At 45.6% G+C, this 24,180-nt stretch carries 24 protein-coding genes; 8 read left to right on the top strand and 16 right to left on the bottom strand.

Annotated elements, in window-relative coordinates:
• Positions 1 to 30: 30 nt before the first annotated feature.
• From accC to T426_RS0113620, 3 genes are read left to right on the top strand one after another with little or no spacing between them, the layout of a single operon-like run.
• Positions 31 to 1,545: an acetyl-CoA carboxylase biotin carboxylase subunit gene (gene accC, locus T426_RS0113630; RefSeq protein ID WP_025863141.1), complete on the top strand. Its 1,515-nt coding sequence runs from the start codon at positions 31 to 33 to the stop codon at positions 1,543 to 1,545.
• A gap of 17 nt (positions 1,546 to 1,562) precedes the next feature.
• Positions 1,563 to 2,081 carry a biotin/lipoyl-containing protein gene (locus T426_RS0113625; protein WP_025863142.1) on the top strand — a complete coding sequence of 173 codons (519 nt, stop codon included), beginning with the start codon at positions 1,563 to 1,565 and terminating at the stop codon, positions 2,079 to 2,081.
• An 18-nt stretch (positions 2,082 to 2,099) separates the two neighbouring features.
• Positions 2,100 to 3,638: an acyl-CoA carboxylase subunit beta gene (locus tag T426_RS0113620; protein WP_025863143.1), complete on the top strand. Its 1,539-nt coding sequence runs from the start codon at positions 2,100 to 2,102 to the stop codon at positions 3,636 to 3,638.
• A 118-nt stretch (positions 3,639 to 3,756) separates the two neighbouring features.
• Here the strand turns inward: T426_RS0113620 and T426_RS0113615 are convergent, their stop codons facing one another.
• The 9 genes from T426_RS0113615 to T426_RS0113575 form a co-directional block, all read right to left on the bottom strand.
• A complete protein-coding gene (locus tag T426_RS0113615; protein ID WP_027585847.1) occupies positions 3,757 to 5,052 on the bottom strand; it encodes a hypothetical protein in 1,296 nt (431 codons plus the stop codon).
• 148 nt (positions 5,053 to 5,200) lie between these two features.
• The gene (locus T426_RS0113610) at positions 5,201 to 5,890 is read right to left on the bottom strand and encodes an ABC transporter ATP-binding protein (protein WP_025863145.1); all 690 of its coding nucleotides are present in this window, start codon (positions 5,888 to 5,890) and stop codon (positions 5,201 to 5,203) included.
• A gap of 22 nt (positions 5,891 to 5,912) precedes the next feature.
• Positions 5,913 to 7,151, bottom strand: coding sequence for an ABC transporter permease (locus tag T426_RS0113605; RefSeq protein WP_081782348.1), 1,239 nt, complete (start codon positions 7,149 to 7,151; stop codon positions 5,913 to 5,915).
• 14 nt (positions 7,152 to 7,165) lie between these two features.
• Positions 7,166 to 8,389: an ABC transporter permease gene (locus T426_RS0113600; RefSeq protein ID WP_025863147.1), complete on the bottom strand. Its 1,224-nt coding sequence runs from the start codon at positions 8,387 to 8,389 to the stop codon at positions 7,166 to 7,168.
• Between the two features lie 12 nt (positions 8,390 to 8,401).
• Positions 8,402 to 9,199, bottom strand: a complete 798-nt coding sequence (locus T426_RS0113595; RefSeq protein WP_025863148.1) for an outer membrane lipoprotein-sorting protein — start codon at positions 9,197 to 9,199, stop codon at positions 8,402 to 8,404.
• 183 nt (positions 9,200 to 9,382) lie between these two features.
• Positions 9,383 to 10,540, bottom strand: coding sequence for a helix-turn-helix domain-containing protein (locus T426_RS0113590; protein ID WP_027585845.1), 1,158 nt, complete (start codon positions 10,538 to 10,540; stop codon positions 9,383 to 9,385).
• Between the two features lie 161 nt (positions 10,541 to 10,701).
• Positions 10,702 to 10,926, bottom strand: a complete 225-nt coding sequence (locus T426_RS0113585; RefSeq protein ID WP_025863151.1) for a YgaP family membrane protein — start codon at positions 10,924 to 10,926, stop codon at positions 10,702 to 10,704.
• Between the two features lie 85 nt (positions 10,927 to 11,011).
• Positions 11,012 to 11,569, bottom strand: a complete 558-nt coding sequence (locus T426_RS0113580; protein WP_025863152.1) for a lipocalin family protein — start codon at positions 11,567 to 11,569, stop codon at positions 11,012 to 11,014.
• A gap of 75 nt (positions 11,570 to 11,644) precedes the next feature.
• Entirely contained in the window at positions 11,645 to 11,887 is a 243-nt protein-coding gene (locus T426_RS0113575) for a hypothetical protein (protein WP_025863153.1), read from the bottom strand.
• Between the two features lie 424 nt (positions 11,888 to 12,311).
• On the opposite strand from T426_RS0113575, the gene T426_RS0113565 reads away from it, so the two are divergent.
• A complete protein-coding gene (locus tag T426_RS0113565; protein ID WP_025863155.1) occupies positions 12,312 to 14,942 on the top strand; it encodes a valine--tRNA ligase in 2,631 nt (876 codons plus the stop codon).
• A gap of 280 nt (positions 14,943 to 15,222) precedes the next feature.
• On the opposite strand, the gene T426_RS0113560 is transcribed toward T426_RS0113565, so the two are convergent.
• From T426_RS0113560 to T426_RS0113535, 6 genes are all read right to left on the bottom strand, one after another.
• Positions 15,223 to 16,008, bottom strand: a complete 786-nt coding sequence (locus T426_RS0113560) for an EFR1 family ferrodoxin (RefSeq protein WP_025863156.1) — start codon at positions 16,006 to 16,008, stop codon at positions 15,223 to 15,225.
• A 271-nt stretch (positions 16,009 to 16,279) separates the two neighbouring features.
• Positions 16,280 to 16,678 (bottom strand): endonuclease domain-containing protein, encoded by a 399-nt coding sequence (locus T426_RS0113555; protein WP_025863157.1) that lies wholly within the window; start codon positions 16,676 to 16,678, stop codon positions 16,280 to 16,282.
• A gap of 174 nt (positions 16,679 to 16,852) precedes the next feature.
• Positions 16,853 to 17,002, bottom strand: coding sequence for a hypothetical protein (locus tag T426_RS25795; protein WP_153637569.1), 150 nt, complete (start codon positions 17,000 to 17,002; stop codon positions 16,853 to 16,855).
• 47 nt (positions 17,003 to 17,049) lie between these two features.
• Positions 17,050 to 17,430: a hypothetical protein gene (locus T426_RS0113545; protein ID WP_027585843.1), complete on the bottom strand. Its 381-nt coding sequence runs from the start codon at positions 17,428 to 17,430 to the stop codon at positions 17,050 to 17,052.
• A 31-nt stretch (positions 17,431 to 17,461) separates the two neighbouring features.
• Positions 17,462 to 18,361 (bottom strand): DUF4145 domain-containing protein, encoded by a 900-nt coding sequence (locus T426_RS0113540; RefSeq protein WP_036984184.1) that lies wholly within the window; start codon positions 18,359 to 18,361, stop codon positions 17,462 to 17,464.
• A 12-nt stretch (positions 18,362 to 18,373) separates the two neighbouring features.
• Positions 18,374 to 19,345: a hypothetical protein gene (locus T426_RS0113535; protein ID WP_025863159.1), complete on the bottom strand. Its 972-nt coding sequence runs from the start codon at positions 19,343 to 19,345 to the stop codon at positions 18,374 to 18,376.
• Positions 19,346 to 19,461: 116 nt separating this feature from the next.
• Between T426_RS0113535 and T426_RS25790 the strand changes: the two genes are divergently transcribed.
• Positions 19,462 to 19,770, top strand: coding sequence for a hypothetical protein (locus T426_RS25790; protein ID WP_148303669.1), 309 nt, complete (start codon positions 19,462 to 19,464; stop codon positions 19,768 to 19,770).
• 147 nt (positions 19,771 to 19,917) lie between these two features.
• Here T426_RS25790 and T426_RS0113530 read toward each other — a convergent pair whose 3' ends face one another.
• Positions 19,918 to 20,397, bottom strand: coding sequence for a hypothetical protein (locus T426_RS0113530; RefSeq protein ID WP_025863161.1), 480 nt, complete (start codon positions 20,395 to 20,397; stop codon positions 19,918 to 19,920).
• Between the two features lie 1,183 nt (positions 20,398 to 21,580).
• Here T426_RS0113530 and T426_RS0113520 point away from each other — a divergent pair.
• From T426_RS0113520 to T426_RS0113510, 3 genes are all read left to right on the top strand, one after another.
• Positions 21,581 to 22,312 carry a hypothetical protein gene (locus T426_RS0113520; RefSeq protein ID WP_027585841.1) on the top strand — a complete coding sequence of 244 codons (732 nt, stop codon included), beginning with the start codon at positions 21,581 to 21,583 and terminating at the stop codon, positions 22,310 to 22,312.
• Positions 22,309 to 22,908, top strand: a complete 600-nt coding sequence (locus T426_RS0113515) for a helix-turn-helix transcriptional regulator (RefSeq protein WP_025863163.1) — start codon at positions 22,309 to 22,311, stop codon at positions 22,906 to 22,908. The genes T426_RS0113520 and T426_RS0113515 overlap by 4 nt, the downstream gene beginning before the upstream one ends.
• Before the next feature lie 108 nt (positions 22,909 to 23,016).
• A complete protein-coding gene (locus T426_RS0113510; protein ID WP_036984185.1) occupies positions 23,017 to 24,168 on the top strand; it encodes a carbohydrate porin in 1,152 nt (383 codons plus the stop codon).
• Positions 24,169 to 24,180 lie beyond the last annotated feature (12 nt).

Genomic DNA, 24,180 nt, shown 5'->3' with positions numbered 1-24,180 from the left:
TAGTCCGAATTTTAATAATCAAAAGTTCTTATGATCCGAAAAATTTTGGTTGCGAACCGTGGTGAAATTGCGGTGCGGGTGATGCGTTCCTGTCGCGAGATGGGAATTCAGAGTGTGGCAGTATTTTCAGAGGCCGACCGCAGTGCCATGCATGTTCGTTATGCCGACGAGGCCTGTTTTATCGGACCGTCTCCATCGTCTGAGAGTTATCTAAACATCGACAAGATTATGGATGCGGCGCTGAAATCAGGAGCTGACGCAATTCATCCGGGTTACGGATTTCTTTCCGAGAATGCGGAATTTGCGCGTCGGGTAGCAGAGGCAGGACTGATTTTTATTGGTCCTTCACCGGAAGCCATTTTGGCCATGGGTGATAAGCTGACTGCACGGAAAATCATGATGGATGCTGGCGTTTCGGTAGTCCCCGGAACCCGAGATCTTATTGAAGACGAAGACAAATTAAAAGAAACAGCTGATTCGATTGGGTACCCAATCATGATCAAAGCATCGGCCGGTGGTGGCGGTAAAGGAATGCGCCTGGTTCGGTCGGAAAGTGAACTGGTTAGTTCGTACCGGCGAGCCCGTTCCGAAGCCGGTAGTGCCTTTGGCAACGATGTGGTTTATATGGAGAAGTACATCGAATCGCCGCACCATATCGAATTCCAGGTGATGGCTGATTCGCATGGAAATACCGTGCATCTTTTCGAGCGTGAATGTTCGGTACAGCGTCGTCACCAGAAAGTAATCGAAGAAACACCGTCGCCATTGATGACACCTGAGTTGCGTGCCAGAATGGGCGAAGAAGCTGTAGCAGCAGCCAAATCGGTGAATTATGTGGGGGCTGGTACAGTGGAGTTTCTGGTCGATAACGATTTGAACTTCTACTTCCTCGAGATGAATACCCGGTTGCAGGTGGAACATCCTATCACCGAAAGGGTAACCGGAGTTGACCTGGTAAAAGCGCAGATCACAGTAGCCAATGGCGAAGAGCTGCCTTTCAGACAGGAAGAACTTACTCAAACCGGACACGCTATCGAATGTCGGATTTATGCAGAAGATCCGAAAAATAATTTCATGCCGAGTCCGGGATTGGTGAAACACATTACCGAACCATTGGGGCTGGGAGTGCGTACCGATGGCTATGTGTATGAAGGGTACGAAATCCCGATTTATTACGATCCGATGATCTCCAAGCTGATTGTATGGGCTCAAACCCGTAATGAGGCTATTGAGCGGATGAAACGTGCATTGTATGAATACAAAATCAGCGGGGTGAAAAACACCATTCCATTCCTGAAACGAATTATGGAAGCGGAAGATTTTGTATCCGGTAATTACGACACTCATTTTATCGAGAAGAATCCGGCGGTATTGGAAATTCCATCGGATTGCAACCAGGAGTGTGAAGATATGGCCTTGTTTATCGCCTATCTCGATTACACCGAGAAGATGAAGAAACTGGTTTCGGAACCAACCGAAGTAAAAAATGGTGGTTCGTCGCCCTGGAAAGAATTTGCACGACGTAAAAGTGTACTTCGATTTTAATCAACTATAAAATTGTTATGCAGAACGAAGTAAAGATCAATTCGCGGACCGCGAAAGTCGAGCTGTTAGGTAAGGAAGGAACCAGGTACCGGGCCCGCATCGACGACCGCGAATATGAATTTGACGTGGTTCGGGTGGAGCCGGGAATATATTCTGTGCTTCACAACGGCAAGTCGACCAATATGGAAATGATTGAGGTCGGAAAAGCCAACCAGTACAGTGTCAAAACTCTCAGCAGTCAGTACGACGTTGAAGTGATTGATGCCCTTACAAAGTACCGAAACAATACCAAAGGTGATTTAGCTGCTTCGGGCAATGTGATTACGACACCCATGCCCGGGAAAGTGGTTCGTATTCCGGTTGCGGAAGGCGATGAGGTTGATGCCGGACAGACGGTTATCACCATATCGGCCATGAAAATGGAGAGTGAATACAAAAGTGCTTTCCGCGGAACCGTGAAAAAGATTTTGGTAAACGAAGGTGATACCATTGAGGGACATCAGCCGTTAATTGAACTTGAACCTTTAGAGGATTGACCTTTAAATTGAGATTTCATGCAGAAACTTGAAGATAAGTACAAGATTTTTGAAGATAAAAATAAAGCGGCTGAAGCCGGCGGTGGCGAGGCACGAATTGCCAAACAACATGACGGTGGTAAACTGACGGCCCGTGAACGTGTCGATATTTTCCTGGACAAAGGAACCTTTGTCGAATTGGATAAAATGGTTACACACAGTTGCACCAATTTCGGGATGGACGAAAACAAAATTCCCGGCGATGGTGTGGTAACCGGTTACGGAAAAGTCGACGGACGTCTGGTGTACGTATTTGCACAGGATTTTACTGTTTTTGGAGGTTCACTGAGCCGTACCAATGCCGATAAGATTGTAAAGGTAACGAAGTTGGCTATGAAGATGGGTGCTCCCATCATCGGACTGAATGACTCGGGAGGTGCCCGTATTCAGGAAGGTGTTCGCAGCCTGGCTGGTTATGCCGATATTTTCTGGCTGAACGTGAAAGCTTCGGGCGTGGTACCGCAGATTTCTGCCATTATGGGCCCGTGTGCCGGAGGTGCCGTTTATTCTCCGGCGCTTACCGATTTCATCTTCATGGTAAAGGATACCAGCTATATGTTTGTAACCGGTCCGGAGGTGGTGAAAACGGTAACCCACGAAGAGGTGACCAAGGAGCAGCTTGGGGGTGCGATGACGCACAACGCCAAAAGTGGTGTGGCCCATTTCCTGGGACAGGACGACGAGCAAACCCTGATGATGATCCGGGAATTGCTCAGCTATCTGCCGTCGAATAATATGGAGGATGCTCCGTCGATTCCCTGCACCGATGATGTGGAGCGGGAAGATGAGCATTTGCAAACCATTGTTCCGCCGGACCCGAACAAACCGTACGATATGCACGAAATCATTAGTTCGGTGGTCGATGATAACCACTTCTTCGAAGTGATGCCGCATTTCGCACAGAACATCACGGTAGGATTTGCCCGCATGGGTGGCCGCTCCGTAGGTATTGTGGCCAATCAGCCCAATCACCTGGCCGGTGTGCTCGACATCGATTCGTCGGTGAAAGGCGCTCGTTTTGTTCGTTTCTGCGACTCGTTCAATATTCCATTGGTCACTTTTGTGGATGTACCGGGATTCCTTCCGGGAACGACCCAGGAGTTTGGAGGTATCATTCGTCACGGAGCGAAATTGCTTTACGCTTATGCCGAAGCCACTGTTCCGAAGATTACCGTGATTACCCGCAAAGCTTATGGTGGTGCGTACGATGTGATGGCCAGCAAGCACTTGTCGGCTGACATGAATCTGGCATGGCCTACCGCCGAAATTGCAGTGATGGGCCCTGAAGGTGCGGTGAATATCATTTTCCGTAATGATAAAGATGATGAGTCGAAAGCGAAACGTGTAGATGACTACCGTGACAATTTCGCCAATCCGTATCGCGCAGCTGAGCTGGGTTATGTGGATGAGGTAATCATGCCGAAGGATACCCGTAAGAAATTGATTTCGGCATTGGAGATGACCAAAAACAAAAGCGAAACCAATCCGCCCAAAAAGCACGGAAACATTCCGTTATAGATAGTGAATTAAATGATGAGAAAAGCCTGGCTAATACAGCCAGGCTTTCTTGTTTCAGCTACTTTCTGTAGTATTCGAACACACTAGTTTTAATCTTATGCTCTCTCGTGGGCGAAATTTAAAATGACCATTTGAGGTCGAAGAACAACATCTGACCAATATCCCCAAATTCTGTGAGGCTGTCACCCCAAAACAGTTGTCCTACAGCTGACAATGCCAAGTTTTCAGTAAGACTAAAAGTCGCTGTTGGGCCAACATAAACAGATTTGTCGTATGGATTGTAAATGGAAGCTACATCAACTTTGATGAGCGGTGTTATCGGGTAGGACAGTTCGCCGAACAGGTCGAAACGGGAACGTGTTAAAGTTTTGGCATTCACATTATTCATCAGCAGGTTCGAGAAAGAGCCTGACAGACTGCCATATTGGGCATAGGCTGGTCCGGTTGCACCTGCACTATTGTAAATGCCTGATAACTGAGCAAACAAATTGTTTTTGAAGGTGTAGTTCATGTCGACCGATGCGACCCACACATTGCTGGTGTCAGCAAACTGTTGCTGGTTTCTGAACCACGATACTTCACCCGTAAATCCGGCACCGGCAATAGAGCCTGCCCAGCCCATTCCGGCGGTGACATCATCTTCCATTACACCACCAAATGCCTGGAAATCATAGTTCCATTTGGTGAGGTGATACATGGCAGCTATTGTTTTTTTCTGTTCTCTCCTTAATACGCCGTTACTATCAGGAAGTTCTGTATAACCTAGTTTTGCTGCCAACTGAACCGATGAAAAGTTACCGGTGTACCATTGCACCAGTGCGGCATCACTCCCTGGTTTTTCCACGTAGTTGAATTCGAAATAATTATAAGCATTGAAAATATCATTGGGGTTCCAAACCAGGTTCTTACTCCAGTTGATTCGTTGACGTCCTAACGTTATTTCCAGTTTATTGAGAGACAGTTTTAAATTGGCCCGGTCGAAATTGGTGTAAAAAAGATACGAAGGGTTATCGGAATACCTCATTGTCAGATCGAGATAACCATTATCAGCCATGGCCATCTTATTATAGTTGAAGCCGGCCTGTTCGAATAATTTGTTGTAGGTGGCTATGGTCGGACCGAATATAAAATTGTTGCGCATGCTCACATTAACCTTCAGATTATTGAGCAGTGAATACTGAAAATTAAAGCGGTTATAAATCCCTGATTGACTTTGCCAGTTGTTGATTCCCAAAGTGCTGTAAATAGAGCCCTGAGGTATCCATGTGTTATTCAGGTACTCGGTATATCCGGTAACCAGCAGATGGTTATTCTTTGCAAATGCACGATGTTGACTCATTAAGAGGAACAATATGGCAACACTACTTCTGAATAACCATTTCGAAATAAACAGATGGAAGTTTTTGTTCCACATGGAAGTATGGTTTTTGCTAATAAAGTTCATAGCTGCAGTAATTCTGTAAAATGAATTGAAAAGCAGAGGTCACCATAAAACAACAGGTCAAATTGGAAACTCCTTTTTATTATAGCGCTGTTTCTGAGGCAACCTCTGCAAATTGACCTTACCTGTCAAATTGCTCGTCTTTCAGGATTTTTCCATCTTCAATGGTTAAAATTCTTCGGGCTTTATCCATCACACGTTGGTCGTGGGTGGCGAAGATGAAGGTGGTATTATACTTTTTATTCATTTGTGCCATCAATTCGAGTAACTCGCTGGTTGAGACGGAATCCAGGTTGGCCGTAGGTTCATCTGCAATGATATACTTAGGGCGCGAAGCCAATGCACGGGCAACTGCTACCCGTTGTTGCTGACCGCCCGACAGCTGGCTGGGTTTGTAATCCATTTTGTCACCGATTCCCACAGCCCCAAGCAACTCTTTTACTCTTTTCTGACGTTCTCTTTTGGGCACTTTCTGCAGAAACATGATGAACTCCGTGTTCTCTTTTACCGTTAGTACCGGTATCAGGTTGTAGGCCTGGAATACAAATCCGATGTTATTCAGCCTGAAGTCAATCAGCTGAGAGGAACTGAGCCCCTTCAAATTCGTATTCTCGATAAAGATATCACCCCGGGTGGGGAGATCGAGCCCGCTCAACATGTTGAGCAGGGTGGTTTTCCCGGAACCGGAAGGTCCAACAATGGCGGTAAATTCTCCCTCTTCAATTTTCAGGTCAACTCCGTTAACAGCGTTTACAGGGACTTTGGTTGTATTGTAGGTCTTATAAACCCCTTTTGTTTCAATGATACTCATTTTGTCAATATGTTAAATGTTTTTAATCTTCTTCTCGAATGGCAGTAGCCGGTTGCAGTTTGAGCGCTCTCATCATAGCCGGAATACTGGCTAGAATGGCGAGCAGGACAACAACGATTACGGTCGTAAAGTAGAACTCACGGTTTACCTGGAAGTAGACGGTTGAGCTATATCCAATCGAATTAAGTCCTTTGGCAAAGGAGGAAAGGTCCAGGCCATGAATTGACAGATAGTCAACCAGTAAAATGCTGATGGCAAGTCCGACCAATGCGCCAATAATCGAAAGGAACAGCGTTTCCAACATAACCATCCTGACTATTTTCCGTTTGTTCATGCCCAGTGCGATGAGCATTCCGATTTCACGGGTTCGCTCCATCATGGACATTAACATGGTATTGATAATGGCGAAGGTGAGGGCAGCCAAAACGATGATCAGAAACAGGTAGGAGAAATAGTTCATCATATCCACCATCGATTTTAACAGTGGCTGAATCTGATCCCAACTCTGGATGATTAATTTGTGGCTTTTGACCTCTGCCGAAAAAAGGGTATTGAGCTTTTTCGTTACTGCTTTCGTATGTTGATTACTGTTCAGCAGAATTGCTATTTCGTCTCCAGCATTGGTCGGGTAACCAATTAAATTGGCTAAGTCTTTCCGGGTAACAAAAACATTGCTTTTATCGAAGTCGGTATTGGATGTTTTGTATATCCCAACCACCAGAAAAGCACCATTGGTAATGGTTCCGGTAGAATCGGTCATGGTGACAATGAGTTTATCGGAAACTCCAATGTTGAGTTTTTTAGCCAGTTTCTGACCAATGACGGCCGGGATTTTTTGCTTATTGTTGAGATAGGTCCCCTCAATAATGTGATCATGCAAGTCGCTGACGCGGTACTCGTCATCGGGAACAACACCGTTGATGCTGATACCGGCACCGGCATTGGCCGAGGAAGCCATGGCTGCCCCTTTTAACCGGACACTGACGGCTTTGACATTAGCGATTTTCCTGATTTCATCCGCTTTTTTTCCCGCATGGGGAATGAGATATTTAGTTTCCTGGTTAAGAAGAAATCCCGGATTGTGTAGTTGGATGTCGGAAACTTCGTTAGCGATGGCTGCATCGACCCGCTGATTGGTCAGACCGGTCATGTAACCGTCCATTTCCACAGCGCCAATAATGCCAATGGTGAGGGCAGCCATAATAATGCTGCTTCTCAATTTATTTCTCCAAAGATTTCTCCAAGCGATTGCTCGTAACATAGTTCTTTTACAGTTTAATGCCGGGAGGCGTTTAGTATATTAAATCGGGAAATGAAAACGACCGGGTAGAGTACCGATACCAGCGACAGTATGAAGATGATAGTGGTCTGGCTGGCAAAAATATGCGGCTTAACCGAGAAGGGCAGAACCGGTTTAATGTTGAACTGCAAATAGAGGTCAGCCATGCTCCCGGCAAGTGGAATTGGATTCTCGTGGAAGTAATAAAGCACAGGGCTAATGATCAGAAGCCCTATTAAGACACCAAGGAGCGATATAATAACTGTTTCGATCATGCTGACCAATACGAGCTGCCAGCGTTGCATACCTACCGAAATCATCACCGAATATTGTTTGCTTCGTTCCATGGTCATCATCAGGATCGTGCTGAATATGCTGAAAGCGACCACGATATAGAGGATGAACAGCATCAGCTCTCCTGAAACGTTATCAACTTCAATTGCTTGCAAAATATCCGATAGCATCACTTTCCAGCTCGTAGCTTCATAGTGTTTTCCAAGTTTGGTTAACAGGCTCTTTTTAACCTGTGGAAGATGGTCCGGATCATTCAGAAAGACAGAAATTCCGGTTAAAAGCCCTTCCTGGTAAGGATAAACGAAAGCCTGGGCGTCTTTCAGGTTCATATACACCAATTGACTGTTCATCTGCAACGAGGGAAGATGAAAGATTCCGGAAATCGGGTAGATACCATAAGCGGTAATTCCCCTGAATCCTTGCCCGATGAGTACCAGGCTATCGCCCACATCCATTTTGAGGTATTGAGCCAGTTTATCCCCAATGATGACAGAGTGTTCTGACTTCGTCAGGTAATCTCCCTTTACAATTTTTCCTGACAGGTTCGTCTGGCTGTCCTCCTTGTCAGGCTTAATGCCATCGACCAGAACCCCTTTAGTTAGATTTCCGTATGATGCCAATGAAAATGTTTGTAAAAACGGAAGCGTTTTGGAGATTCCAGAGGTGCTTTTCAGAGCAGCATCAATGCTGTCTTTGTCGAAAAAAGCCCGGTCAATGCTTTGTTCTTCCCAGTAGCCTTTGCTGTGTATTTGCAAATATCCCACTTGATTGACTCCGGCTTTTATCATTTGCTCGTAAGAACCCAACTGCATGGAACGCATGAACAAAGCCAATACCAGTGCCAGTACCACCGATGCGACTGTTAGTAAAGTACGTCGCCGGTTTCTCCAAAGGTTCCTCCAGGCTATTTTAATCAGTGTCTTCATGTTATTGGTGATTTACAGATTTCGGGGCTGAATATTCTTGATGTGCTGGATCGAAAAGAAATTCTGATTGATGTCTTTCAAGTCAAATTCCTGATGAGAGATGTCAATCACGGTTTTATGTCCGTGTTTTATATTAGAAACCATTTCGAGATGCGACGGTAGCAAGCGTCCACCCATCATTTTAAGATTGGAAGCGGTTTCTGTTTTTACCAGGTTACCTTTCGTATTGTAGAACTCTTCTTTCAGCGTATTCAGGTTCTTTTTAGCAATCCACATCTTTATGGCACCCCATACAACCGGAGCTTCCGGAAGCGGTTTCAAATCGATGACATAGCAATCGTAACCATCGATTTTTTCATTGCCGTTAAGTTGATGAGTGTAATCGGTGACTATCGAATTCATCTTCATGAGGTCGTTGTTGGTAAAATCGGATCCCATCCAGGCCTGCATCATCATGGAAGGCGGAATTTTTATGATCCGGTTAATGGCCGGAATGAAGTTCCACATGTCTTTGTTGTACTTCAGGAACACTTGTCCTCTGTCGCGGGCTGGAGACATAATATAGGTGATGTAGTAGTCATCGCCCAGCGACCAGGTTTGCATCTCGATAGAACGCTTCCATGATGGACGGACAACCGTCATAGTCATGGTGCTGAAGCTGCTTTTCCCCAGGAAAAGATTAAACGATTTGGAAACAATCTCTTTGGCGGCTTGATCATCCTTTGCCGGCTGATTCTGTGCATGAGCCGGCCGGGCGATAAACAATGTCAACAGGAGCAAAACTCCCACAGAATAAATACGTGTTTTCATTTTCATATTTTTTTGATTTCAATGGTCGGGTACCATTGGTTAAATTTTCAGAAGTAATGTTGAGGACAAAACTACCATGCGAGCGTAGAGGGAGCGTCTCATGTTCCGAAATCGGGACATGAGCTGAAATGACACTTGATGAAAAGTGCTGATAAAGAGAGGAAAAGAAAATGAAGTCCCGTTTTATTGAGACACCAATTCGGCTTCGATCTGCTTACGCACAGCACCCGGCGTGAGGCCGGTATGTTCCTTAAAAACCCGGTTGAATGATGACTTGGAATTGAAGCCGCATTCCAGTCCGAGCCCCAGCAAAGAGTAGTGCTGGTATTTGGGATCGGCTGCCAGTTGTTTGAAATATTCGATGCGGTACTGGTTCACATACTCGAAGAAATTCATCCCGAAATGACGGTTGATGACACGCGACAACTGGTGAGGAGGCATGTCCATCATCCGCGAGAGATCGTTAATGGTGAGTGAACTTTCCAGGAAAGGTTGTTCTTCTTTCATCAGTGCACTCAGTTTTTGCGCATCCGCTTCGTTGATTACAGGAATTTCTGCTTTATGGTCATGCAATTCTTCCTTGGCACGACTCTCGTGAGCCTCCCGGGCGATATTAAGTGGTTCGAACCGGAAAATCTCGCCTTGCCGGTAACCGAAATAGCCCAGGATGAAGATGAAGAAAGTGAGCATGATGTAAAAGGAAAAATCTGTCCACGCCAACGGAATTTCTATGATACTAAAAACAATGGCCAGGCCCATATCGAAGAAAAAGAAAAACGAAAAAGTAACAGCCAACCGTCGCAGCCAAAGGAGATCGACATTATCCCGGTAGGAGTATACCTGTAGGATTTGCTGTTTGTGCTTTTTCAGTGCTTTGAATGTAGCAACAATGTACCAGATGAAACAACCCCCTGATACAATCACTGAAGGCAGTACATTCAGCGGGATTCTCTCTCCGCTGTTCACGAAACGGTACTTCACCTCCATGGGCATTTGAAAGTATGGATACATCATGATGCCGACCAGTATTGCCGGACTAAAACTCAAAAGGATGGATTTCAGCTTTCTTTTTTCGTTGGTCAGCGTCAGTACGTAATTATACAGGAAAATGGGGTGGAGGGTTAACAGCGTTGATTCATATCCGACCATATAGGTATACACACGGATATTGGTCATGTAAATGAACGGAATCATCAGTTGTGCGGAGAGGAATACCAGCCAGACTCCCAGAATGACATCAGAGCGTTTCCGGTTGCTTCGCGAAAAAATAAGAAACGCAAAGAAAAGAGCATTAACGGCTCCCAGCAGGTAGAAAAACCGGAAGATGGAATAAAAAGGCATACGGTCTTTTTTCGGCAGAAATGAAACTTACTAATTGCGAATATACATATCCTGACGTAAAACAACCGGCTCATGCGGAAAATGATTCCGTTGATACCGGTTGTTTCGTGTGGATATTAACCTGTAAGTTTTATCGTCATCAAGGTGAAAAAGAATTCCCGCTACTCTTTGGAGTCCTCTTCTTTCGGAGTACAAAACGTTTTTATGCCGAAAGGTGCATACAGCGGGCAGACGCTGACCAAACTGGTGAGCACAAAAACGGCCGCCAGGATGAGCAGGATAACGCCAATTGTTCCGGTAACAATACCGGCATAATAAAGAGCTACAAATACAATGGCGAGGAGGACGCGGATAATCCGGTCGGTGGTTCCCATGTTCTTTTTCATAATGAAATTTTTTAATTAAGGTTTAAACCTTCCCGAATAATTCTTCCGGGTGTATAAACAAATAAAATAAAAAATCGTTCGCGCGTTACCGGTTGTCCGCCTGTTTTTCAGAAGATTTCTGTGGAACCACATATAATTTTGATGTGTCGAAGCCTAGTTCGCGGGCCTTTTGCAGGAGCTGCCGATAGGTATTCTCGTCCAGTTGCGGTGTACGCGAAAGCACCCACAGGTACTTGTCTGAACTGGCTACCAAAGCATATTGATAATGTTCTTTGTCCAGGGCTACAATTACATAATCTGCGTAGAAGGGCCCGAAAAATGACACCCGCAAGTACCCTTCGCCGGGTTTCCCTGCCAGCTTGGCTTTACCAATAGCGATTTTGTGTTTGCCGTCCGGTTTATCACCTTCGTTCTGTACCCGCACCTTTCCATCGTCACGAAGGGAATAAGTGGCGGTTACATTCACTAAGTCTTTCTCGAAACGGTTGGGAAGCCGGGCAATTTCGTACCATTTCCCCAGGTATTTTTGAAGGTCAAATCCGGTTACCGGCGCATAAGGTGGTTCCTTTTTTCCGGTACAACCGGAGAGGAAAAATAATCCGGCTACCAGTGAAATCCCGGATAATGTGATCCATTTACGCATAGCGGAAATAAATTGGTTTCTTTTATTAAAGGAGTGGGAGAAGGGAAAGGTTTAATTGCATTACGTTATAAACCGTTAACGAAAATATAAATCCCTGAGAAACCTTCGTCGGCCATGAAACGGAATAAGAAGACGGGCAATTTCGAGTCCAATGTATCCGCGGGCTTTCAGCCTGAAATAGTCGGTCACTCCACGGTAGATGGTGGAGTAGAGCAGCATGGTAATGACGAATGCGAGATCATGCTCGTTGGAGATCATCCAAAACATCAGGGCAAAGGGGGAAAGGATGGCCAGATAATAAACGAATAAATTTTTCATGGGTTAGTCGTGTTAGGTAAAAGTTCAGGACGTAAGTACGCACCTTATTAATCGATTAAGTAAAAAAAAAGCAATCTGATTTTCAAAACTTTTTGACGAACGTACCGATCTGGTATGTGAATGGTCAAATCTGTGGGATGAACAAAAATTATGTTATTTAAAAATGGTTCTCAACTATCTGAGGATTAATCTTTAGTTCTGAAAATATTTTTGTGCCAGAGTCTTTACTCACTTTTTTCTCATTACGCATTGTTCATTTCTAATTGTCCAATGAATTTCCCCTCCAATCCAACGGAAACCAGCGACGTTTTTTCTATTTTTGTACCCTTTAAAATCATATTCAGGGAATTCGCCTCGTGCGAAACCTTCTTCCGGCGAAAGCCGGTTCGTTATAAACAGACAATTAATAAAGAATACATATACCATGGAAATCCCAAGCAAGTACAATCCTGTAGAAGTTGAAGACAAGTGGTACCAGTACTGGATGGAACAAGGTTTTTTCCATTCGGAGCCCGACGACCGGGAACCTTACACCATCGTTATCCCGCCGCCAAACGTGACGGGCGTGCTGCACATGGGCCACATGCTAAACAATACCATTCAGGACATACTGGTGCGCCGCGCGCGGATGCAGGGGTACAACGCTTGCTGGGTGCCGGGAACCGACCATGCCTCCATTGCTACCGAAGCGAAGGTGGTAGGCAAGCTACGTGAAGAAGGCATCAAAAAAGATGATTTGACCCGTGACGCCTTTTTGGAACATGCCTGGGAATGGACGCACAAACATGGCGGCATTATCCTGGAGCAGTTGAAAAAGCTGGGTGCATCGTGCGACTGGGAGCGTACGGCATTCACCATGGACGAAAAACGTTCGGAGTCGGTTATCAAGGTATTTGTCGACCTGTACAACAAAGGATACATCTACCGCGGTGTGCGCATGGTGAACTGGGACCCGTCAGCCAAAACCGCTCTTTCCGACGAGGAGGTAATCCATAAGGAAGAGCAATCGAAGCTGTATTACGTTCGCTATAAAATCGAAGATGCCGATGGTGAATTCGTTACGGTAGCTACCACCCGTCCCGAAACCATTTTGGGTGATACGGCAGTGTGTGTGAATCCGAATGACGACCGCTTTAAACACCTTGCCGGAAAACGTGTATTGGTGCCGCTGGTGAATCGCAGCGTTCCGATTATCCAGGATGAATACGTGGATATGGAATTCGGAACCGGCTGTTTGAAGATTACGCCGGCACACGATGTGAATGACTACGAAATTGGCTTGCGCCATAACCTCGAGGTGATTGACACCTTCAACGACGACGGTACGCTGAGCAAAGAAGCCGGCTTCCTCATTGGTGTCGACCGATTTGAAGCGCGCAAGCAAATCATCCCGATGCTGAAAGAGGCCGGCAACCTGGTGAAAGTGGAAGACTACACCAACAAGGTGGGCTACTCAGAGCGAACTGACGTGGTAATTGAACCGAAACTGTCGGCACAGTGGTTCCTGAAAATGGAAGAGCTGGGCAAACCGGCTTTAGACGCTGTGGAGAATGACGACGTGCAGTTCTTCCCGCCCAAGTTTAAGAACCTGTACCGTCACTGGATGGAGAACATCAAGGACTGGTGTATCTCGCGTCAGCTGTGGTGGGGACATCGCATTCCGGTGTATTACCTGGCCGATGGAAGCTTTGTGGTAGCGGAAACCGATGAGAAGGCATTACAATTGGCCCGTGAAACCACTGGTCGCATGGATTTGACCATGAACGACCTGCATCAGGACGAGGATGTGCTCGACACCTGGGCTTCGTCGTGGCTCTGGCCGATTGCCGTTTTCGACGGTATCAACGACCCGGACAACAAAGAGATTAATTACTATTACCCGACCAACGATTTGGTGACTGCTCCCGAGATTATCTTCTTCTGGGTGGCCCGTATGATCATTGCCGGGTACGAATATCGCGGGACCTTCCCGTTCAAGAATGTATACTTCACCGGTATTGTGCGCGACAAGCTGCGTCGGAAGATGTCGAAGTCGCTGGGGAACTCGCCCGACCCGCTCGACCTGATCGCCAAGTATGGCGCCGACGGTGTTCGCGTGGGCATGTTGCTCTGTTCTCCGGCCGGAAACGATATTCTTTTCGAGGAATCGCTAACCGAGCAGGGGAGGAACTTCAGCTCAAAAATCTGGAACTCTTTCCGTTTGGTACACGGCTGGGAAGTAGATGCATCGCTGCCGCAGCCGGAGCATGCGCGCCTGGGCCTCGACTGGTTTAACGCCCGACTGAACGAAGTGATTGCCACGATGGACGACCACTTCAGCAAGTATCGTCTGAGCGATGCGTTGATGACCATCTATACCGCTATGCGCGACGATTTCTCGGGTTGGTTGCTCGAAATCGTGAAACCGGCGTATCAGCAACCCATCGACAAGCAGACCTACGACGAGTTAGTAGCCTTGTTTGACAAGATGCTGCGCTTGTTGCACCCGTTCATGCCATTCATTTCGGAAGAGATTTGGCAGTTACTGGTCGAACGTAAAGAAGGCGAGTCCATCATGATGGCAGCATGGCCAACGGTTGCTGAAGCCGATGCTTCGCTGGTGGAACAGTTTGTAAACGTGGAAGATGCCATCACCGGCCTTCGCAATGTGCGTAAGGAGAAGAACATCGCCAACAAGGAAACGCTGTACGTAGCGGTGTTGCCGGGCGAAAAAGGCTATTCGCCGGTATTCGATGCGGTGCTCCGGAAGATGGGGAACCTTAGTGAACTGGAAGTGGTGAAAGAGAAGGTGGACGGCGCGCTGTCATTCCGCGTGAAATCGACTGAATACTATGTTCCGCTGGGCGACCTGGTGAATGTGGAAGAGGAGATAGCCAAAATTGAAGAAGAGTTGAAATATACCCGGGGATTCCTCACTTCGGTGATGAAGAAGCTGGGCAACGAACGCTTTGTAAGCGGTGCCCCGGAACAGGTGGTCGCCACCGAGCGTAAAAAGCAGGCCGATGCCGAGGAGAAAATCAAACTCCTGGAAGAACGCCTCGCCGCGTTGAAATAAGACATTACCTCTTGTTAGGTAACTTTCCCGAAAACCTGACGGGCCCTTGAGGCTTGTCAGGTTTTTTTGTTGCTCCGAATCCTCCCCCTTTAATTCCCCCTCCAAAGGGGGACAGCGCGCCAACGACCCAAGCGACGAAGCTTTTTTCCAAGGTAAAAGATGGCTTGTTTTATGTTTTCAATGAAATCATTGCACTGACATTTGCGACCTGTCCTCCTTGGGAGGAGGTGGCCGACAGGCCGGAGGAGGATTTGTCTATGACTTTAGCCAAAATCCAATTCTACTCAACAAAAATTTCAGGCTCCTTCCTTTCCGAATAGTTATCCACCAGCCACTGGCTCTTCTCTTTGATAAAACCCGAATCATTTACGCGGGCGTCGGTGGGGCACTCCTTGATGCAGGCACAGCAAAGAATACACGCGCTGGCATCGGTTTCGGGGAGGTCGTTGAGGGTGATGGCGCCGGTGGGGCAGACGGATACGCAGATACCGCATTGGTCGCATTTGTCAGCAACAGTAATAGGGGCTATGGACGGTTTTTGTCCCAGTGGTTTGTAGGGAAAGTTTCCGGGAACCGCTACTGGAGAAAGCATCTTTGCTTCCTGCAGCAGTTCGTTGATTCTTGCACCGAAGGCAGCCGCTTTCTGCAAATCTTCTGTATCCGGACGGCCGGGAGCAATGGGATAATCGCTGGTGGTGTACGAATGTTCCCCGATGAAGGCGGCAGCGGCAATCGGCACAAAGCCCTGTTCGGTCACGATATCCCGCAGTTCGAGCAGGGCATCCTCGTAGGCGCGGTTGCCGTACACGACGACCACCACAGCAGGTGTTTGGTTTCCTTTGATCTGTTTCAACCGGCGGGTTGCTTCGGCCGGCACGCGGCCACCATACACCGGTACCCCGAAAAGGGTAATTTCATCCGTAGGTACTTCACATTCATGCGATGTGAGGGTGAGATTGCGGTGGACTACATGGTGGTGATTGGCCTTGCCGTCGTTGATGCCCCGGGCGATTGCTTCGACTACCTTTTGTGTGGTGTGCGTTGGTGAAAAATAGATTAATTGCATTGTTTCCTGGTTTGTTGGCAGCAAAGGTAGAAAATAAGAGAGCAGCGTGGAGCTGAATGGAAGATGAATAAACGTTGATTGGACAAAGACTCCCTTTTTACTCTGCCCAGACAATTATTCACCCCTACTCCGAAGTATCGGAGCCCTAAAGGGGACTGAAACGCTTCGATGAAGGCTGTAAATTATAGCGAGCCTGTAATCCCATCAACTTTAATACTCTACAGCTAAAAGCTTCCACTGCCCTTAAGCCCCTTCAGGGGTTTGGGGTGAATTAGTGAAGCTCCTTTTGCCTTTCTACACAAATCTTCTCAAGCTTCCTGAGTACCTGGTCCAGGTTATTCAGCACTTCTTGGTTGGTAAAGCGTACTACTTTGAGTCCCCATCGTTCTAATTCAGCTTCCCTTCCGATATCGTATGATTTATTAGTTTTGGAAAGATGAATCTCACCGTCTATTTCAACAACCAGTTTCAGCGGATGACAATAGAAATCAGCAATAAACATATCGACAGGATGTTGTGGTCTGAACCGCAGATTGAGTAGTTTCCTTTCTTTTAGGCACTCCCATAGTTTTAACTCTGCCTCGGTCATGTTTTCGCGTAACAGTTTCGCTCTTTCAAATATGGTAGAGGAGGCATTGTAAAACATGGAAACCTTGTTGCTGATACCCATATTGAAATGATTTAGTTACTTTGCTGAGCTTCACCCCTAATCCCCTAAAGGGGACTAAAACGCTTCGATTTGGGGCGCTGCTAATTTGTTTGTTTAGATTTTCTATCTATCAGCAAGAACACTGAAGCAACATCTACTCACTGTCCTAAAGCCCCTTCAGGGGTTTGGGGTGAATCAAAAAAACTCTTTGATCACATCAAGAGCTCCTTCGATAAGCCTGTCATAGTTCATTGCAAAGTAGATAAGCAAGTAGCCCACTGCAACAATGGTTATTATTGTTTTTAGCAGGTTTTGTTTGTTAATCGTGAATCCAAAAATTTTCATACTGGTTAGGTTTAATAGATGATTGAAATAGTGGAATAGAGAAGATTTTATTGGGGTGTGGCGTCCTCTTCCCGAATCTTTTTCACCAGCTCCTTCCGGATAAAGTAAAAGGAGACGGTAAAACCGAGAAGTACCAACAGCCAACCGTAATATTTTAATTCGTTTGGATGCCGCAGTATGCTGATGATATCGTAGACAGAGAGGAATGCAAAGGCAAACAGTAACCACCTGGCCGATTGCAACGACCGCTTTGTGCTGTTCATAGGGGTGATGCTGCGGGCCACCAAAAGCCCCAGTACCACACTGATGGAAATAAGGAGAATGCCATCGTGGTTATCTACCAACGAGAAGAAATGAGTATTGACCAGGAATAGACCGACGATGAAGAAGCCGATACTCACCAGACTGCTGTATACGAAGTTTTTCATGGGGCAATCTATTTGAACGAAAAACGTTAATCTAAAAATTGAATGTTGGAATAGGTTCTTTAACTACTTTATAGTAATATTCCGGTTGATTATTCTCAATACTAATAAAATCAATTTCACCCTCATTAATCTCTTTACGAAGTTTATTTTCCAATTCTTCAAGATGTTGTTTCGCGATCAACCTAATTGAACGACCCAAAATGGCTTTTAGCGTTAGCTTAAGTTTAATCTGATTTTCTGTAATTGACTCTACTAAAAGACTATAGAAATCTTCATAGTTATCAATAATCATATCAATATTGCCTTTCATCCTTCTATCACTTATAAATAAGTTATCTAAGAGATGATTTACAATATCTAATAACAGATACAATTGTTCTTTCTTTGGTGTTTCTATCTCATGTAAGGCATCGTTTCCCATAAATCTTATTGAATGGAGCCTTTTGGATTCATTCAAAGTTAGATGACCTTTTTTGTAAAGTTGGTCTATTCTCTCAGCTAAGTTGCCTTTTTTGATCTCTAAATGATTACAGGTTGCTTCGATTATTCCCCTCAATCCTCCAGCTGTCAAAATGAAAGAATTTGCTTTAAATGATAAAATAGTTTCATTGTATATTTGTCGTATTCTCTCAGGAAGGAAATGAGTCTGTTCTATTTCTCTTCCATGCTCTAGATATGGAGGGAAAATACTGACCTTGTCGTAATATTCTACTTGACTTTGGTCATTTATGAATGCCATTTCGGAATCAGAATAGACGTGTAAAAATGAAATAGTATTACATCCACTACATTCAATCAGAGAATATTCGTTTGTGCATTCCCAGAATCCCTCATCTTCTACTGTATGTTTTGAGGCTTCGTGTAATACTTTATAATTCCTTAATCCTTTGCAATTTCTGCAGAATACTTTTTGATGTTTTATTGAACTCATATGTATATTTTCCTAGTTAAAAACTGGTTGCTTTATCCAGGCTTCTATCTTGGTCTTAAGTTTTTCCGTAAGGTCAGCTAAATCTTGATAAATAATGTGTGGATAATGATTCGTATCAAAGTGAGTCTTCGAAAAGTCATCTTTATGACATAAATAAATTACGGGGCGTGCTAATCCTAAGGCAAATCCTGCTTCAAAATATACACCATGTTTGTGTTGTGTAAAATCAGCCACAAGAAATTTGCATTTTTTAATTTCACTTATAATTGCATCATTTATGGTAACATCAGCGTCAAAATGTAATTCATCTATCAGTATTGGGGTGAAACCTGCTAGGTTGATTGCTGTTTTTATCGCATGACGTGTTTTATTAAGGTCTTTTGAAAAGGACATGGCGACAAAACATCTATCTGATTGCTCTCCTGATTCAGCTAATTCAACTACTCTTGCTAAACCTTCATAAGTGAGTTTTATATTGTTTAATTTGCGTCCTACTTTTGAAATTGATGCTCTACCTTCTATGTAATTTTGTTGTAGAAGAGTAAAAAGGTAGAATGACATTTCATTATAGTTTTTAAAATATAGTTTCTTCGCTAATACAACCAATTCTTCATCTTTCGGGAATTGAATGTATGCTCCTTCATATTCCTGTAAGGAGTGAAGGTAAGTTAAGAGGTTGTTCAATTTTTCTGGAGGAGATTTTGGGACGGGACTTTCATTAATTATTTTTTCCAAAGTCTCATTGTCAAGTATTGGGCCATTTACATCGCTATATTCCTTGGGAAACTTGTCGTTGAGCAGTAATCCGTAAAGAATGTGTTTGTTTGCTTCAACAAATTCACTATTTCGATGCTCCCATAGAAATCTGAATAAAACCCGCTTGCCATTAATCGTGATTAAATATTCAACAAGGTCGTAACTGGAAGGAAAGTTTTCTGTGTCTAAATCAGTTATGTAACATTGTTTAGGACTATAGTTTCCCATTTTTTTGCTTGTTTTTATTCCTAAATCTACACATTATGTTCGTATGCGGTTCATTATTATTTCCACTTTTTATTATCTCTACTCAACCCAATCCATCACCTCTTCCATCCCAAAAAATGAGTACTACCTCCCAATTCTCTTCCTCGTCCACGCACCACCATACTCCATCGCTGCTCAAACGCACCCGGTTGCGGGGTATCAACTACGGCATCACTGCTCCGGAATCCCCCGTTGTTGCGGTAAATTACCGCATCATCGCTCTGAATTTCCCCGTTGGCGTGGCAAATCACTCCGTCGAAGCAGTGAATTATCCCGTCAGTGCGGTGAAAGACCGCGTTCACGGGGTTATGCAACCCCTTCGTCGCGGTAAAAGACCCCGCCGACGCCGTAAATCACCCCGTCGAGGGGGTACCGGGACGGGGTAAACGGGGTTGTCCGACGGGGTAAACGGGGTTATCGGACCCCCCATAGGGGCGTGTTGAAACCCCTTGTACAAGCGGGATGGATGAATTTCAATGAACAAAAAACCCTGTCAGATTATCAAAACCTGACAGGGTCGGGTTGGTCAGCCATTATTCAGCTTCTTCCTTCGCAGCCGATTCGGAATGCGTGAAATATTGCTTCAGGTCGTTGTAGATAGGGATGGCGCTGGCCTCCTTCTCCTGCGCATGGTACCGCACCGAGCGGTAAAATGCCAGGGCGGCCTGGTAGTTATCGTGGTCGAGCAGAATCTTGATATCGGTCAGTTTCCGCTCGATATCGGCCAGGGTTAATAAAAATGACTCGTGGGCGGCACGGCTCTCATAATCGTTGTTGAATTCCGTTTCGTCCAGCTTCGCCGGCTTAAACTGCGGGAATTGCTGCATATAGGTCTTCGACTTGTTGATGACCAGTTTGTTTTGATCGGCTACCGAACCGTACTTCCGGCGCTCCTCGTTGGTTAATACCGGAGCTTTGGCATTAATCACTGTGAGAACAGCCTGCAATCCCTGGTTGATGGCATCCGTCTCCTCGGGCGTATATACCACCTTAATTAGATCGTCGTTTGGCATTTTAAATTGATTTTTAATTTGAAATTATAAGTACATGGATTTTCCATGAATTTTTGTCAGTGGTTTCAATAGATGTTTGGTAATCGACTGATTGATTGTTTTCTGATTTTATCTGTCTGTATCCATAATTTAATTTATGCTAACCAAAATGCCAAAAAATGGATAAAAAACGGGCTTTGGAAATGAAGGTGGTAACAAATTGTAAGTTTCGTTCACCACTGAAATTGAACCGTTCGGCATATAAAATTGAACGTTCGGCTAAAATTTGGTTAGCCAATATGTTATACGGCAGGAGGGGGAGTTATAAATTGTAAGCGATGGACAATGAACAATTAGAAATGAAAAATGAACAATGAGAAATGATTGGCTTAAGGGAGGCGGTGGTAGGCTCACGATACATCGTGACCGATTATTCCCGTGACTGTTTGGGTGCCGTGTTGTGGTCCGACCTCAGCCTGAAGGGCTGAATTGAATTGGACTTTCAGTCCGAAGGGGATCGCAGGTATTTTCGTCCCGACGGGACAGGTTATTTCAGCCCAATGGCAACGCCCCGCGACGTTCGTCGGGACAGGCTTGGGAATATGAGTTCGATGTAGATATTTTCGCCCTGAAAGGGCAGATTATTTTAGCCGACCTCAGCGAGATCGCATATTGTTAGCGTTTGGTAATGCGTTATAATATTCGACCCCGGCCGGGGTTGCACTCCTTTTTGTTGTGATGATTTCTAACAACATGTCATCCCTCTGGGATGATTTGGGCTAAAGCCTTTTCATTGGTCTGCACGATTTACACCCCTAATCCCCTAAAGGGGACTAAAACGCTTCGATATAGGGCGCTGCAAGTTCGTTTCGATTTTCTATCTATCAACAAGAACACTGATGCAACAACTACTCAGTGTCCTAAAGCCCCTTCAGGGGTTTGCCTGGTTTACACCCCTAAATCCCCTAAAGGGGACTTGATTCCCCGATTACGGTAACTGTAAATTAGCAACATCTGGTATTCCTTTCAATCACCAATTAAAGCGTTGTTGTAACAATTACTCAGTGTCCTAAAGCCCCTTCAGGGGTTTGGGGGAATTGTTTTGGGAGAGTATCAATTGTGGAGGTTGACAATTTTGCTTCCCAAAACAATTCCCCCAAATCACTGTTTGTTTGGAAAAACTATATCCCTTAACCGGAAAAACATGTATCAAACGGCAAATCTGTACCTGTCACCCGACATGAAGATGGCGGAGGTTGTGCTCAACAACCCGTATCTCATGTTGTTGCTCGAGCACTTTGGCATCAGTGCGCCGTTGCAGGAGAAGACCATTCGGGAAATCTGCGACGAGCACAAGCTACATCCCGAGGTTTTCCTCACGTTTGCACACCTCTACAACGGAGTGGATTATAAACCGGCCGAGCGGTTTACCTACCGGGAAGTGAGGTCCATCATTAATTACCTGAGTAACAGCCATAGCTATTACCTGGCTGAAATTTATCCCAACATCCTGAAACTGATTCAGGAAATGTTTAAGGATAAGAGTCAGCCGGAGCAGGCGATGGTGGAGAAGTTTTTCAACAACTACTTCAACGAGGTTCGGGAGCATCTCAATTACGAGAACGATACGGTTTTTCCGTACATCACCCGATTGTATCAGAAAATTGCGGAGCGGGGGAATGTCAAGCTGCCCGACACCTATTCGGTAGCCGATTACCAGGAACATCACGACGACATCGAGGAGAAGCTTACCGACCTGACCAACCTGTTGGTGAAATACCTCCCCAACAATGATGAGCCGCAGGTACGACGGAAATTACTGTTCACGCTGTTCGAGCTCGATTACGATTTGACCATTCACTCCAAAATTGAAGATCAGATACTCATCCCGCTGGTACAGCAAATGGAGAACTATTTAAGCCGCAAGACAACGTGAATACACATTCCTATATCAATATTCTGATTGTCGAACCTTCATCGATTATTTACGAAGGGCTGAACCGCATATTATCCGGAGGAGGTCTTCGGTTGCGGGTGTATCGTGCCGAAAATTTCGATGCTATCGAGCAGTGCATCCTTAGCAAGAAGGTCAATGTGGCAATTGTCAACCCGTTGTATGTCCAGAATAACGAAAAAGGGTTCCACTCCCTTCGGGCAGGCTATCCGGCTACCAGTTGGGTGGCGCTGGTATACGCCTTCTTCGATCAGCGGTTGATTTCGCTCTTCGATGGTAGTATCTCCATATCCGATTCACCCGAATCGGTTATTCAGCTGGTCAAGCAAAACGCCAGTACCGAAAACAAGGAAACCGCTACCGAAGAGGTGCTCAGCGAACGCGAAACCGATGTATTGAAGCTGCTGGCCACCGGACTAACCAACAAGGAAATTGCCGAAAAACTCAGCATCAGCATCAACACGGTAATTACCCACCGGAAGAACATCACCCAGAAAACCGGCATCAAGTCGGTATCGGGCCTCACCATCTACGCCGTGGTGAAAAAACTCGTCTCGCTCGACTATCTTTCCGAATAGCCTCATCACATATAGTGACCCAATGCCGGGATATCCTTATAAGTAGGTATTCCACGGGCGACTTGTGTCCGGTATTTTTGTAGTGTTGATTTGAAATACCGGATAAAGATGAGTTTGCGATGGCGTACGTTCCTATTATCGAATTGCATTTTTTGTCTTCCGTTTACCGGAATGGCAAAGGACGTGGAACGCAAAAGAGAGGAAGCATTTAAGTTGGAAGCGAATTACACCGCTGATAACACATATAATTTTAACGGAGGCATCGAAAGTGGTTATGCCTACCTGGGCATGGCGCAGTTTTGCCTGGGATTCGATACCGAAAAAGCCGGATGGTGGAACGGCGGAACGTTTTATCTGCATGCGACCTCCACACACGGCGATTCACCTTCGGCTGATTTAATTGGCGATGTGCAGGTAGCGTCGAATATCGAAGCTGGCGATCATACCTTCTTCCAGGAATTTTGGTTTTCTCAGAAGTTGGGGCAATTTGAAATAACTGCCGGACTACAGGACCTGAATGTGGAGTATGCCAATACCGAATATGCCGGCGAATACCTGAACAGCTCGTTTGGAATTCCACCCACCATTTCGTGCAATTTGCCTGCTCCGATTTTCCCGCTTACAGCTTTGGGCGCTTCGGTAAAATGGTCGGCCAACGACAGGTTCACAGTAATGGCTGCTTTGTACGAAGGTTGTTCCACCGGATTCGATGCCAATCCCCATAACCTGAAATGGAACCTGGATAGCAAGGAAGGCTTGCTCGCCATTTCGGAGGTGCAGTTGCCGGTTACCCTATCGGGAAATCTGGACGGAACCTACAAGATGGGATTCTATCACTATTTCCCTTCTTCCGGAAACGGAAATACGCCGGCGCAGCAATCGAAAAGCATCGGCTATTATTTCCTGGGCGACCAAACCCTTTACCAGGCGGAAGGACATAACCGTTCGCTGGGATTTTTCACGCAGTTGGGGATTGCTCCAACGAAAGACAACCCGGTGTCATTCTACATCGGCACCGGAATCAACTACTACGGGGTTTTCAACAAGGATGGCGACGATGTGCTGGGGCTGGCAATTGCCCACGCACACATGGGGGTCATCAAGCTGGATGAAACCGCTATCGAATTGACCTATAAATGCAATGTAACCAATAATATATACCTGCAACCCGATTTTCAGTACATCGTGCATCCAGCCGGAACGGACGTTGAACTGCCGGCAGCGAAAGTTGGGATGATCAGGCTGGGAATTACTTTTTAAGAGAGGGACGGA

The sequence above is a fragment of the Prolixibacter bellariivorans ATCC BAA-1284 genome (assembly GCF_000621705.1).
In the GTDB taxonomy this organism is placed as follows: Bacteria; Bacteroidota; Bacteroidia; order Bacteroidales; family Prolixibacteraceae; genus Prolixibacter; species Prolixibacter bellariivorans.
This window is presented reverse-complemented; position numbering and strand designations above follow the sequence as displayed.